Source organism: Enterobacter genomosp. O, assembly GCF_001022965.1.
In the GTDB taxonomy this organism is placed as follows: domain Bacteria; phylum Pseudomonadota; class Gammaproteobacteria; order Enterobacterales; family Enterobacteriaceae; genus Enterobacter; species Enterobacter cloacae_L.
Genome location: NZ_LECZ01000021.1, coordinates 1 through 12,852 on the forward strand (window position 1 = coordinate 1; position 12,852 = coordinate 12,852).

Here is a 12,852-nt window from a genome sequence, read left to right on the forward strand (position 1 = left end):
CTCAGAAGTGAAACGCCGTAGCGCCGATGGTAGTGTGGGGTCTCCCCATGTGAGAGTAGGGAACTGCCAGGCATCAATTAAGTGAAGAGGCCATCCGCAAGGATGGCCTTTTTGCGTTTCTACGCTGCACAAACTAATCCCCCAATCCCCTGCTTATACGGTAAACTACCTGCGTTTTTGCATCAGGATAGCGTCTATGAACCACTCCCTTAAGCCCTGGAATACCTTTGGCATTCAACGGAATGCTAAGAACATTGTACGTGCCGAAACCGCACAGCAGTTGCTGAACGCATGGCAAAGCGCAACAGAAAATAATGAACCTGTACTGATTCTGGGCGAAGGAAGTAATGTCCTGTTTCTTGAAGATTTTTCGGGAACGGTGATCGTTAACCGCATCATGGGAATTGATGTAGAAGAGCGTACTAATAGCTGGCACCTGCACGTGGGGGCCGGAGAAAACTGGCATCATCTGGTGCAATTTACCCTCGAAAAAGGGATGCCGGGGCTGGAAAATCTCGCACTTATTCCTGGCTGCGCCGGATCGTCACCTATTCAAAACATCGGTGCCTACGGCATCGAACTGAAACACGTCTGTGAATATGTCGACTGCATCGAACTGGCGACCGGAACAGCTAAGCGTTTAACAGCTGAACAGTGCCGTTTTGGCTATCGTGACAGTATCTTCAAACATGAATATCAGGATCGCTACGCGATCGTCTCCGTGGGGCTGCGTCTGTCAAAGAACTGGCAGCCCGTTCTGACCTACGGTGATTTAACGCGTCTCGATCCGGCTACCGTGACCCCCCGCGACGTTTTTGACTCAGTTTGCCATATGCGGATGACCAAGCTTCCCGATCCAAAAATCAATGGAAATGCAGGAAGCTTCTTCAAAAACCCGGTTATCAGCAGCGAAAATGCAAAAGTCCTTCTTGAAGGATGGCCAACTGCGCCACATTACCCTCAGGCGGATGGCAGCGTGAAGCTGGCTGCGGGCTGGCTTATCGATCAATGTCAGCTAAAAGGCACGTCAGTCGGAGGTGCCGCCGTTCATCAACAGCAGGCCCTGGTACTGATTAATCAGCGCGATGCGACCAGCGATGATGTTGTACAGCTGGCACATGATGTTCGCCAGCGCGTGGGCGAAAAGTTTGACGTCTGGCTGGAGCCGGAAGTCCGCTTCATTGGCCGCACTGGTGAAGTCAATGCCGTGGAGGCCATCGCGTGAAAGACAATACCATCCCCTTAACACTGATTAGCATCCTCGCTGACGGTGAGTTTCATTCTGGCGAGCAGTTGGGTGAGCAGCTGGGCATGAGCCGCGCCGGCATCAATAAACATATTCAGACGCTCCGCGACTGGGGTGTCGATGTGTTTACGGTACCCGGAAAAGGGTACAGCCTGCCGGAACCTATTCAATTGCTGAATGAAGAAGCGATCCGCAGCCAGATTGGACACGGCAATGTTGCGGTGCTGCCTGTGATTGATTCGACGAACCAGTATCTACTGGATCGCTTACCTGAGCTGAAATCCGGCGATGCCTGTGTTGCTGAATATCAGCAGGCCGGGCGTGGCCGTCGCGGCCGCAAATGGTTCTCGCCCTTTGGCGCTAACCTTTATCTTTCCATGTACTGGCGACTCGATCAGGGCCCGGCCGCTGCCATTGGCTTGAGCCTGGTCATCGGCATTGTCATGGCGGAAGTGCTACACGACCTGGGTGCGGATAAAGTGCGCGTAAAATGGCCGAACGATCTGTACCTGAACGATCGTAAACTTGCCGGTATTCTTGTCGAACTGACGGGAAAAACCGGTGATGCGGCGCAAATCGTCATTGGCGCGGGCCTCAATATGGTCATGCGCAATGTCCAAAATGATGTGGTGAATCAAGCCTGGACTAACCTTCAGGAGGCGGGCATTGTCATCGATCGTAACACCCTCGCCGTACGTATGATTAAAGAGTTGCGCAGCTCGCTCACGCTTTTTGAACAGGAAGGGCTGGCGCCGTTCCTGTCTCGTTGGGAAAAGCTGGATAACTTTATTAACCGTCCGGTGAAATTGCTGATTGGTGATAAAGAGATCTACGGGACTTCCCGCGGTATTGACGCTCAGGGCGCGCTGCTTCTGGAGCAGGATGGCATGATAAAACCCTGGGTGGGCGGTGAGATTTCACTGCGAAGTGCCGAATAACCGGATTGAGTGAATGATGCGAAAACCCGTCTGCGCGACGCTGGCTGTGGTGATGAGCGTGCTGTTTTCTCCTCTCTCGCAGGCGGGTCAGGCCTGGGAAAGTTACAAGGCACGCTTTTTCAAACCGGAAGGCCGCATTGTCGATACCGGCAATGGCGGCGTTTCACATACGGAAGGTCAGGGTTTTGCCATGCTGATGGCGGTGGCCAATGACGATAAAGCCACGTTCGATAAGCTCTGGCAATGGACAGACAGTCAGCTGAAGAACAAAGAGAACGGTCTCTTTTACTGGCGTTATAACCCCGCAGAGACCAACCCGGTCGCCGACAAAAACAACGCCGCAGATGGCGATGTGCTGATCGCCTGGGCATTGTTAAAAGCCGATGCCCGCTGGCATGACAAACGCTACAGCGCCGAATCGGATGCGATTACAAAAGCCCTGATTGACCACAGCGTGATCCGCTATGCGGGTTACCGCGTGATGCTGCCTGGCGTCGAGGGATTTAAGCTTGAGGGTGAAGTAGTCCTTAATCCTTCCTATTTCGTTTTTCCGGCCTGGCAGGCCTTTGCCGGGCGCAGTCATTTACCGGTCTGGCATGAGTTGATTAAGGACGGGAAACGCCTGCTGGGCAAAATGGGCTCGGGCAAAGCTAATCTGCCCGCTGACTGGGTTTCACTGACATCAGGCGGCAAGCTGGCGCCGGCCACAGGCTGGCCACCGAGGATGAGCTACGACGCGATTCGTATTCCGTTGTACGTGGCCTGGTCTGATAAACAAAGCCCGTTGCTGACGCCGTGGAAAGCCTGGTTCGGTCAGTTCCCCCGGGAACAAACGCCCGCCTGGGTTAACGTCACGACCAACGAATATGCTCCCTACATGATGGAAGGCGGCCTGCTGGCGGTACGCGATTTAACGATGGGAAAGTCTTCCGGAGAACCCGAGATCACGTCTAAGGACGACTACTACTCGGCAAGTTTGAAAATGCTGGTGTGGATTTCAGCGCAATAATAACGCACTGACTATTCCCTCTCCCCAATGGGGAGAGGGTTAGGGTGAGAGGAAATCAGTTACTGCGGATACGGTACCCAATCCCCGCCGTTCAGGCGAACGTACGGTTTATTCTGATACTGAATCACCACCGCGTTGGCGTTCTCGGAGACTTCTGCCGTCTGCGGCAGTTTGCTGGTGAGTTCATCCCAGTTCACGCTGTCTTCTACAAACAGCTTTCCGTCTACGGCACGGGCAACCAATTCTGAAATCGCCAGATAGCTGGTTGGCTGAGCGATCTCAATCGGTGCGCCCTGATGCGGTGCTTTCATACCAAAGAATTTAATGCCCGCAGGCACGTTGGTAATCGACGGGCTTGGGATATCACGCAGGCCTGAAACCTGCATTCTGTCGCCTTTGAGCGCGCCACCGTGCTCAGGTACCACAACCACCATCACTTTACGGCCTGATTTTTCCAGCTCCGTGAAGAATGCGTCCAGCTCGTCAAAGAGCTTCTGCGCACGCACTTTATAATCCGCTGTCTTGCTCACGCCCGGGAAGTGGTTACCGTCGTGAAGAGGCAGGGTGTTAAAGAACGTCGCGCTGCGCGGATTATTGTCTTTTTCGATGGTCTGCAGCCAGCGCTGCAGTACGGCGGTATCGTCGTAAACGGGCGAGCCGTCGAAGCCCAGCAGAGAGACCGGCAGCCCGGTTTGATCCATCAGCGGCGCCTGCATGCCACCCTGTTCGCGCACCTCTTTCAGGAAGTTACCGAACTGGCCGTTATGCCCCAGCATCAGATGCTGCGTAAAGCCCAGCTTTGAGAGGTTATCGAACAGATAACACTGGTTGCCGGCGGGCTGATACAAATTCTTGTGCGATGGCTGACCGCAGCTTGCACGCAGCAGGCGAATCGCCGCCGGGCCGCTGTACGAGGTGGCAGAGTTGAAATCTTTAAACTGAATGTCGAAATGAGACCACAGCGGGTGCGACATTAACCCGGCGGCGTCCACGTCGGCCCAGGAGAGGGAGCAGATGTTAATCACCAGCAGTTCAAACGGCTGAGCATCCGCCGGCAGCGCGTCCGGGAATTTCGTCTGTCGCTTGTCTTCCGCGGCGTAGAAACTGGAGAGCCAGGCGTTCAGGTTTGTTGAAGTCGGCGGTGCAGTTTGAGTTGGGATATCGCCCACCACGGGCGTATCGCCTGCCGTCGTAACGGTTGCCGCTGCGCTTCCCCCGGTGGTGGTCACCGTGCTGGTCGGCTGACCGGCAGGCCACAGCGAAAAGTTTGGTCCCGCCAGCGTCAGCACGTTAAGCCAGATCATAATCGCGACGACAAACACCGTGACGCGGATCCACTGTGACAGGAACAACCAGGCAACCAGCAGCACAAAGACCGCGCCTATCATCTGCCAGTTAATAAAGCGCTCAGCCAGGTCAAGCATATAGTCTGCACTGAAGCCTGCCACCTGCGAGCCCTGGCTCATAATGCTGTCCGGCCCCGGTAGCCAGGTATCATGCCAGAACAGCGCAAAGCCGAGAGGGATGGCAACCCAGTGGCGTAAGCGATGCAGCCTGATATTCGGCAGAGGCATCAGCAAGAATGCCATAAACACCAGGTTGAGAAGGGGATGGAAATTCAGATAGCCTGCCCACAGCAGACCAAACTTCACCAGAAAGTAGAAGTTCCAGCCGGAAAGGCCGCGCCAGTATTGCCAGAGCGGCGAGGGTGACGAAGCGGTATAGGTAGAATTAGTCATGTTTACGGTCTGCCTTGACGTGTGATGCCCGTGTCAGAGTTCCGGCTGGTTTCACGTAGCGAGGTTTTACAAACAGCACTCTGGCCGTATCGCGGATACGGCGTATGGAATGGCGTGCATAGTAGCCAAGCGGGAAAAAGATCAGCGCACAGAAGATAACCAGTTGAATGATATCGCTGATATTCATGATGGTGCGTTCTCCGCGTTGTCTGTTAATAAGCGAAGGGGCTCCGGCACCCGACGCCAGACGTGTCCATCATGTCTGGCATTGAGGATCGGTTTGGCATCGCTCGTCATCGTAAGCGGTTTAGCCCATTGTTCAGGCTGGAGCGCGCGCATCTGCACCAGCTCCGCGCTGATAGAATTATCTTCAAACCAAATCATGCGGTTCGAGAAAATATCCCCGGTAGGCAGGGGGAAGATGTGGTTAAGCGCCGTATCGAGATCGTTCACCCGGCAGAAGGACAAAAACAGCACCAGCCGATTGTCGCCAATGGTCATGATGTCCCCGGTACGGTTCGGGCGACATAGGGTGAGAGCCTGTTCAACGCGAATACCCGGTACAGGTCGCAGGGCAACCATAACCCCTTTTCCGTCAGCGGGAAGGAGCGTGTTGTTCATCATGTTCCCAACGGCGTCGCAGAAGGTATCCCATTTTTGGTATCCGCGCAGCTTCATCGGCTGCGTCATGGAGAGCAGTGTGGAAATATCTTCCGGTACGTGGCGGCTAAACTGCTGGCCCTGAACGCTTTCGATAAGCGTCAGGCAGCGCGACAGCGGAGCATTCCAAGGAATAACCATATTTGCACCGCAGCCCAGAAGCAGGCGCTCATCGGTGGCGCGCAGGCTGGTATTATTTTCGCGCACGATAATTTTTAACGCGCTACCGCGCTGGCGGCGTAAGGTGTGGATTTGCCTTGCCAGCGTCTCAATCTGGTTATTCTGCATCAACGAGAAAATAAGCGTTGCCGCCTGGGTTGTGCGGGCTTCATGGAAGAGGGCTTCGTTAGTGTCAAACAGTGACCAGTTTTCCGACAGGGCGGGCGCGCCCTCTAACACTGCAATATGGCTCAGGATGCGTTTTTCATCACTGCGCGGTTGCACCACGGTTTCTTCCTGCTGCGCCAGGTGCCACTCGCCCTCAATATGTTTCAGCGTAAGCTGTTGCCTGGCACTTACGCCTTTTTCATTACACCAGAACGCAATATCGTAGAGATAGCTGCCCACCTGGTCACGAACACTTGCCAGACCGAACAGGGAGCGATATTCGCCCATTAAAAGTGAAAACAGCTTGTCATTATTACTGCCGGGATTGACTATCAATAGCGTGCAATTTTGAAATTTTGCCCATTTATTGATTTTTTCCAGCCACGGCAACAGTTTTTCCGCAGGGATATTTTGCAGAACGTTATTTGCACATTTCAGGATCACTAGATAGTGATCCGGATCAATAGTGCACTGAACATCGCGGGACAAAAAGTATAGACTATCGGCTTCCGATGTCATGGAAAATAATCGCACCGTCTGGGGGCCGCGGTCACTTTCAAGCGTGATAATTTTCTTCGGATCTTCACCCATGCTAATGACGGCCACGCGGGAATCCTTATCCTGAGCAGCAATTGTCTCGTTTACCAGACTGATAGCATCTTCATTGCGGTCCGTATTAATCCACCAGACTCCTCCGACTGGCATGTGGCTCAATTCGTCCCATAATGACTGGATGCCAATAGAAAATATGGAGTCCACGGTGTCCCTCTTTTCGTCTAATTTATCTGTATCTCAGTTTACTAGCGAAAGCGTAGAAATAAACCTAACATTGAAATTAAAGAACATCAGATTTAGCATGTAAATGAAATTTGTCAGGGCAGGAAGCCCCGCAACTTCTTTAGCGTGCGATTTTCCTCAAAGGGATGGAAAAAGAATGGATAATAACGAACCCGGAACCCCAGTCGACTCGACCCTGGGCTATACATTCCAAAATGATTTTCTGGCGCTGACGCAGGCCTTTTCTTTACCTGAAATAGATTACACCGATATTTCCCAGAGGGAACAGTTGGCCGCGGCTATTAAACGCTGGCCGTTATTAGCTGAATTCGCTCATCAACAATAAGGGAGCCATTGATGGCCATACTCGGATTACAGGGCGTCCGTGGCGGTGTGGGTACCACATCTGTTACCGCGGCGCTGGCGTGGTCATTACAGCTTTTAGGTGAATCGGTGCTGGTTATTGACGCCTGCGCCGATAATTTGCTGCGTATGTCGTTTAATGTCGACTTTACCCGCGAAGAGGGCTGGGCCCGCGCGCTGCTTGATGATAAAGACTGGCGGGATGCCGGTATGCGTTATACCTCCCAGCTTGATCTACTGCCGTTTGGCCAACTGTCCACCTCAGAACGTGAGAATGAAGCCGCATATCAGCGCTTGTTTTCGCAGTTCACGCTTGCGCTGCAAAGCCTGAAAGAAAAGGGGCAGTACAAATGGATCCTGCTGGATCTGCCGCACGGCGCCGGCACGCTGACCCGACAGCTTATCGCACAGTGCGACCATGTCCTCTCGATCGTCAACGTCGATGCAAACTGCCATATCCGCCTGCATCAGCAGGGATTACCGCAAAACGGCCATATCCTGATTAACGATTTACGCATTGGCAGCCAGATCCAGGACGATCTGTATCAGGTGTGGCTGCAAAGCCAGCGCCGCCTGCTTCCTGTTGTCATTCATCGTGATGAGGGCATGGCTGAATGCCTTGCGTCTAAGCAACCGCTCGGCGAATACCGCAGCGACTCACTGGCTGCGGAAGAGATCCTGACGCTGGCTAACTGGTGTCTGCTGAACTTCGCCAACGGGGCGGAGCGTGCAGGGAGCGCTGTATGAGTCGTCTCGCCAGCTGGTTACTCATCCCACCGGTCAGTTCGCGCTTGAGCGAACGTTACCGGCATTTCCGCCGGCATGGTGCTTCGGCATTTAGCGCCGCGCTCGGCTGTTTCTGGATGATTCTGGCCTGGATGTTCATTCCACTCGAACACCCACGCTGGCAGCACATACGTGCACGGCACAGTGAATTATATCCGCACATTAATCCCGACCGGCCGCGGCCTTTGGATCCGGCGCGCTATCTCATTCAGGCCATCTGGCTGGTGACCACTTCCTCCCGCTCGGAGAAAAAAACGCCGCACTGGCGCAGCTTCTCCCGCGTGCAGCAGCTACGTGAACGCTACCATCAGTGGCTGGACAGGCTGCCCAGCAGCGTAAGCGATAAAACCAGCCATCTGGATAACCATAAAGAGCTCGGGCATCTCCACCCGGGCTTGCGGCGTTTTATTCTCGGCGTCATCGTCGTGTTCTCGCTCATCCTGGCGCTGGTCTGTATTACGCAACCCTTTAACCCTCTGGCGCAGTTCACCTTCCTGATCCTGCTGTGGGGCGTGGCGCTGCTGGTTCGCCGTATTCCGGGCCGCTTCTCGGCGCTGATGCTGATCGTACTGTCGTTGACCGTTTCCTGTCGCTATATCTGGTGGCGTTATACCTCCACCCTGAACTGGGACGATCCGGTCAGCCTGGTGTGCGGCCTGGTGCTGCTGTTTGCTGAAACCTACGCCTGGATTGTGCTGGTACTGGGCTATTTCCAGGTGATTTGGCCGCTCAACCGCCAGCCGGTTCCGCTGCCAAAAGACACCACGCAGTGGCCAACCGTCGATCTCTTCGTGCCGACCTACAACGAAGACCTGAGCGTGGTAAAGAACACCATCTATGCCGCGCTGGGCATCGACTGGCCAAAGGATAAGCTTAAAGTCTGGATCCTGGATGACGGCAACCGACCGGCGTTTCGCCAGTTCGCAGAGGAAGTTGGCGTCGAGTACATCGCCCGTCCGACTCACGAGCATGCTAAAGCCGGGAACATCAACAACGCGCTGAAGTATGCCAAAGGGGAGTTTGTCTCGATCTTTGACTGCGACCACGTGCCGACGCGCTCGTTCCTGCAGATGACCATGGGCTGGTTCCTGAAAGAGAAAGAGCTGGCGATGATGCAGACGCCGCACCACTTCTTCTCGCCGGATCCGTTTGAACGTAACCTTGGTCGTTTCCGTAAAACCCCGAACGAAGGCACGCTGTTCTACGGCCTGGTGCAGGACGGTAACGACATGTGGGATGCCACCTTCTTCTGCGGCTCCTGTGCGGTTATCCGCCGTAAACCGCTGGATGAAATTGGCGGTATTGCCGTTGAAACGGTGACGGAAGATGCGCATACCTCTCTGCGCCTGCACCGTCGTGGCTATACCTCCGCCTATATGCGTATTCCTCAGGCCGCCGGTCTGGCAACGGAGTCACTGTCGGCGCACATTGGTCAGCGTATTCGCTGGGCGCGCGGAATGGTGCAGATTTTCCGTCTCGATAACCCGCTGATAGGGAAAGGGCTCAAGCTGGCGCAGCGTCTTTGCTACGTCAACGCCATGTTCCACTTTTTATCCGGTATCCCGCGGCTGATCTTCCTGACCGCGCCGCTGGCGTTCCTGCTCCTTCACGCCTATATCATTTACGCCCCGGCGCTGATGATTGCGCTGTTTGTTCTGCCGCACATGATCCACGCGAGCCTGACGAACTCGAAGATTCAGGGTAAATACCGCCACTCTTTCTGGAGTGAAATCTACGAAACGGTGCTGGCCTGGTACATCGCGCCGCCGACGATGGTGGCGCTGATTAACCCGCACAAAGGTAAATTTAACGTCACCGCGAAGGGCGGTCTGGTAGAAGAGGAGTACGTCGACTGGGTGATCTCCCGTCCGTATATCTTCCTGGTACTGCTGAATATTGTAGGCGTCATCGCCGGTATCTGGCGTTACTTCTACGGCCCGGAAAACGAGATCCTGACCGTATTCGTGAGTATGGCCTGGGTCTTCTACAACCTGATTATCCTCGGTGGCGCGGTGGCGGTATCGGTGGAGAGCAAACAGGTTCGTCGCGCGCATCGCGTTGAAATCTGCATGCCTGCGGCGATTGCCCGTGAAGATGGACATCTCTTCTCCTGTACCGTACACGACTTCTCTGACGGCGGTCTGGGGATCAAAATCAACGGCCAGGCGAAGGTGCTGGAAGGGCAGAAAGTGAACCTGCTGCTTAAGCGCGGTCAGCAGGAGTATGTCTTCCCGACGCAGGTCGTTCGTGTGGCGGGCAATGAAGTTGGTCTGCAGCTGATGCCGTTGACCAAAAAGCAACATATTGATTTTGTGCAGTGTACGTTTGCCCGCGCGGACACGTGGGCTCTCTGGCAGGACAGCTTCCCGGAAGATAAACCACTGGAAAGCCTGCTGGATATTCTGAAGCTGGGGTTCCGTGGCTATCGTCACCTTGCAGAATTTGCCCCGTCGTCGGTGAAATTAATTTTCCGGTCACTTACTTCGCTGGTTTCCTGGGTCGTGTCGTTCATTCCTCGTCGTCCTGAGCGAGATGAGGCGAAGCAGGCGGACCCGGTTATGGCTCAACAATGATGATAACGCGATGAAAACAAAACTTTCCTGGTTATGTGCAGTGGCAATGGGGATGAATGCGTTCCCCGCAACAATGGCTAACGCAGCACCTGATAACGCAGCGGCAACGCCTGCGCCAACGGTACCTGTCGTCGCGCAAGCAACCGATCCGGTTGTCACTGCGGCACCTGGTCAAACAGAAAACATCATGCCGAACCAGCCAACGGAGGGGAACACCCTGCCGGCAGACAGCCAGGTCGTCGGGCAGGTGATGCCGGGTGTTCGGGGCGCGAATGCGCCCGTCGTCGCGGACAACGCGCCGTCGCGGGACGTGAAGCTGACCTTCGCGCAAATTGCACCGCCTCCGGGCAGCATGGTGCTGCGTGGTATCAACCCTAACGGCGGCATTGAATTTGGCATGCGCAGCGATGAGGTCGTCTCTAATGCGATGCTGAACCTTGAATACACCCCGTCGCCATCGCTGCTGCCGACGCAGTCTCAGCTGAAGGTTTACCTGAATGACGAGCTGATGGACGTTCTGCCGGTCACGAAAGAGCAGCTCGGTAAGAAAACGCAGGCGCAGGTGCCGATCAACCCGCTGTTCATCACCGACTTTAACCGTATCCGCCTGGAGTTTGTCGGTCATTACCGCGATGTCTGCGAAAACCCTGCCAGCAACACGCTGTGGATGGACGTTGGGCGTAACTCCTCGCTGCAGATGACCTACCAGTCGCTGGCGCTGAAAAACGATCTCTCGGCCTTCCCGGTTCCGTTCTTCGACCCACGTGATAACCGTCCGCTTACTCTGCCGATGGTGTTTGCGTCGTCCCCGGACGTGACCGAGCAGCTGGCGGCCACCATTGTGGCCTCCTGGTTTGGTTCACGCGCCGGCTGGCGTGGTCAGAGCTTCCCGGCGATGTACGACAAACTGCCGGACAGAAATGCCATTGTGTTTGCGACTAACGCGAAGCGCCCGGCCTTCCTGCGCGATCATCCGGACGTCAAAGCGCCAACTGTGGAAATGATAAGCCACCCGGAAAACCCGTACGTGAAGCTGCTGGTGGTCTTTGGTCGTGACGATAAAGATCTGGTGCAGGCCGCAAAAGCGATTGCCCAGGGCAACGTCCTTTTCCGCGGCAACAGCGTCGTGGTGGATGAGGTCAAGCCGCTGCTGGCCCGTAAACCTTACGATGCGCCAAACTGGGTGCGTACCGACCGTGCGGTGACATTTGGCGAGCTGAAAACCTATGAGGAACAGCTGCAGGCGACGGGTCTCGAGCCCGCGCCGATTAGCCTGTCGCTGAATCTGCCGCCGGATCTCTACCTGCTGCGCACCAACGGCATTGATATCAACCTGAACTACCGTTATACCGCGCCAGCCACCAAAGACAGCTCGCGCATGGATATCAGCCTGAACAACCAGTTCCTGCAGTCGTTCAGCCTGCAAAGCACGCAGGATACTAACCGCCTGATGCTTCGCCTGCCGGTGTTGCAGGGTCTGCTGGACGGTAAAACGGATGTCTCTATCCCGGCTCTGAAGCTTGGCGCGATAAACCAGCTGCGCTTTGACTTCCAGTACATGAACCCGATGCCTGGCGGTTCGGCGGAAAACTGCATCACCTTCCAGCCGGTGCAGAACCACGTCGTGATTGGCGATGAGTCGACCATCGACTTCTCGAAGTACTACCACTTCCTGGCGATGCCGGATCTGCGCGCCTTTGCCAATGCGGGCTTCCCGTTCAGCCGTATGGCCGATCTCTCTGAGTCCATCGTTGTGATGCCAAAAGCGCCAGGCGAAGGGCAGGTGACAACCCTGCTGGACACCATGGCGACCGTTGGCGGGCAGACAGGCTTGCCGGCAATTAACGTCACGTTGACGGACGATGGCAGCCAGATTCAGAACAAAGACGCTGATATTCTGGTGATCGGTAGCATCCCGGACAAGCTGAAGGATGACAAACGCATCGATCTGCTGGTGAAAGCGGCCCAGTCCTGGGTTAACACGCCGCTGCGCCAGACCGAGTTCCCGAGCATCATGCCGGATGTGAACGATCGTCAGGCCAGCGCGCAGACGACCGTAACGTCTCAGGGGGCAATGGCTGCGGTGGTGGGCTTCCAGTCCCCTTACAACGACCAGCGCAGCGTGGTGGCTCTCCTTGCGGACAGCCCGCGCGGGTACGAACTGCTTAATACGGCCATGAACGACAGCGGTAAACGTGCCGCGATGTTTGGCTCTGTGTCGGTGATCCGCGAGTCCGGCGTCAATAGCCTGCGCGTGGGCGATGTGTACTACGTCGGCCATCTGCCGTGGTTCGAACGCCTGTGGTATGCGCTGTCTAACCATCCGGTTCTACTGGCTATCCTGGCGGCAGTCAGTGTGGTCTTGCTGGCATGGGTACTGTGGCGTCTGCTGCGAATCATCAGCCGTCGTCGTCTGAACCCGGATGAGTAAGAT

The 12,852-nt window shown here is 55.3% G+C and carries 10 protein-coding genes; 7 read left to right on the plus strand and 3 right to left on the minus strand.

Annotation, left to right across the window (positions count from 1 at the left end; genetic code table 11):
- The first annotated feature begins 196 nt into the window (after positions 1-196).
- The 3 genes from murB to ABR39_RS02595 are packed head-to-tail and all read left to right on the plus strand — an operon-like array spanning position 197 to position 3,193.
- Positions 197-1,225, plus strand: coding sequence for a UDP-N-acetylmuramate dehydrogenase (gene murB, locus ABR39_RS02585; RefSeq protein WP_047345645.1), 1,029 nt, complete (start codon positions 197-199; stop codon positions 1,223-1,225).
- Positions 1,222-2,184: a bifunctional biotin--[acetyl-CoA-carboxylase] ligase/biotin operon repressor BirA gene (gene birA / locus ABR39_RS02590; RefSeq protein ID WP_047345646.1), complete on the plus strand. Its 963-nt coding sequence runs from the start codon at positions 1,222-1,224 to the stop codon at positions 2,182-2,184. Before murB ends, birA begins: the two co-directional genes overlap by 4 nt.
- A 16-nt stretch (positions 2,185-2,200) precedes the next feature.
- Positions 2,201-3,193: a glycosyl hydrolase family 8 gene (locus ABR39_RS02595; RefSeq protein WP_047345779.1), complete on the plus strand. Its 993-nt coding sequence runs from the start codon at positions 2,201-2,203 to the stop codon at positions 3,191-3,193.
- A gap of 59 nt (positions 3,194-3,252) precedes the next feature.
- Here the strand turns inward: ABR39_RS02595 and bcsG are convergent, their stop codons facing one another.
- Genes bcsG through bcsE form a run of 3 tightly spaced genes read right to left on the minus strand, consistent with a single transcriptional unit; the run spans position 3,253 to position 6,678 of the window.
- Positions 3,253-4,932, minus strand: coding sequence for a cellulose biosynthesis protein BcsG (gene bcsG / locus ABR39_RS02600; RefSeq protein WP_047345647.1), 1,680 nt, complete (start codon positions 4,930-4,932; stop codon positions 3,253-3,255).
- Positions 4,925-5,122, minus strand: coding sequence for a cellulose biosynthesis protein BcsF (gene bcsF / locus ABR39_RS02605; RefSeq protein WP_047345648.1), 198 nt, complete (start codon positions 5,120-5,122; stop codon positions 4,925-4,927). Before bcsF ends, bcsG begins: the two co-directional genes overlap by 8 nt.
- On the minus strand, positions 5,116-6,678 hold the full coding sequence (bcsE, locus tag ABR39_RS02610) for a cellulose biosynthesis c-di-GMP-binding protein BcsE (RefSeq protein WP_047345649.1): 1,563 nt from the start codon (positions 6,676-6,678) through the stop codon (positions 5,116-5,118). The genes bcsF and bcsE overlap by 7 nt, the downstream gene beginning before the upstream one ends.
- Positions 6,679-6,853: 175 nt before the next feature.
- On the opposite strand from bcsE, the gene bcsR reads away from it, so the two are divergent.
- Genes bcsR through bcsB form a run of 4 tightly spaced genes read left to right on the plus strand, consistent with a single transcriptional unit; the run spans position 6,854 to position 12,849 of the window.
- Complete coding sequence (bcsR, locus tag ABR39_RS02615) at positions 6,854-7,042, plus strand: cellulose biosynthesis protein BcsR (protein WP_008503237.1); 189 nt, start codon at positions 6,854-6,856, stop codon at positions 7,040-7,042.
- 11 nt (positions 7,043-7,053) lie between these two features.
- On the plus strand, positions 7,054-7,806 hold the full coding sequence (gene bcsQ / locus ABR39_RS02620; protein ID WP_047345650.1) for a cellulose biosynthesis protein BcsQ: 753 nt from the start codon (positions 7,054-7,056) through the stop codon (positions 7,804-7,806).
- Complete coding sequence (gene bcsA, locus ABR39_RS02625; protein ID WP_047345651.1) at positions 7,803-10,418, plus strand: UDP-forming cellulose synthase catalytic subunit; 2,616 nt, start codon at positions 7,803-7,805, stop codon at positions 10,416-10,418. The genes bcsQ and bcsA overlap by 4 nt, the downstream gene beginning before the upstream one ends.
- A 10-nt stretch (positions 10,419-10,428) precedes the next feature.
- Positions 10,429-12,849, plus strand: coding sequence for a cellulose biosynthesis cyclic di-GMP-binding regulatory protein BcsB (gene bcsB, locus ABR39_RS02630; protein WP_047345652.1), 2,421 nt, complete (start codon positions 10,429-10,431; stop codon positions 12,847-12,849).
- Positions 12,850-12,852 lie beyond the last annotated feature (3 nt).

Bases quoted from the DNA above. Each gene is read 5' to 3' on its own strand.
- bcsG (WP_047345647.1), bottom strand. From the start codon at position 4,932: ATGACTAATTCTACCTATACCGCTTCGTCACCCTCGCCGCTCTGGCAA.
- ABR39_RS02595 (WP_047345779.1), top strand. From the start codon at position 2,201: ATGCGAAAACCCGTCTGCGCGACGCTGGCTGTGGTGATGAGCGTGCTG.
- murB (WP_047345645.1), top strand. From the start codon at position 197: ATGAACCACTCCCTTAAGCCCTGGAATACCTTTGGCATTCAACGGAAT.
- bcsQ (WP_047345650.1), top strand. From the start codon at position 7,054: ATGGCCATACTCGGATTACAGGGCGTCCGTGGCGGTGTGGGTACCACA.
- bcsA (WP_047345651.1), top strand. From the start codon at position 7,803: ATGAGTCGTCTCGCCAGCTGGTTACTCATCCCACCGGTCAGTTCGCGC.
- bcsR (WP_008503237.1), top strand. From the start codon at position 6,854: ATGGATAATAACGAACCCGGAACCCCAGTCGACTCGACCCTGGGCTAT.
- bcsB (WP_047345652.1), top strand. From the start codon at position 10,429: ATGAAAACAAAACTTTCCTGGTTATGTGCAGTGGCAATGGGGATGAAT.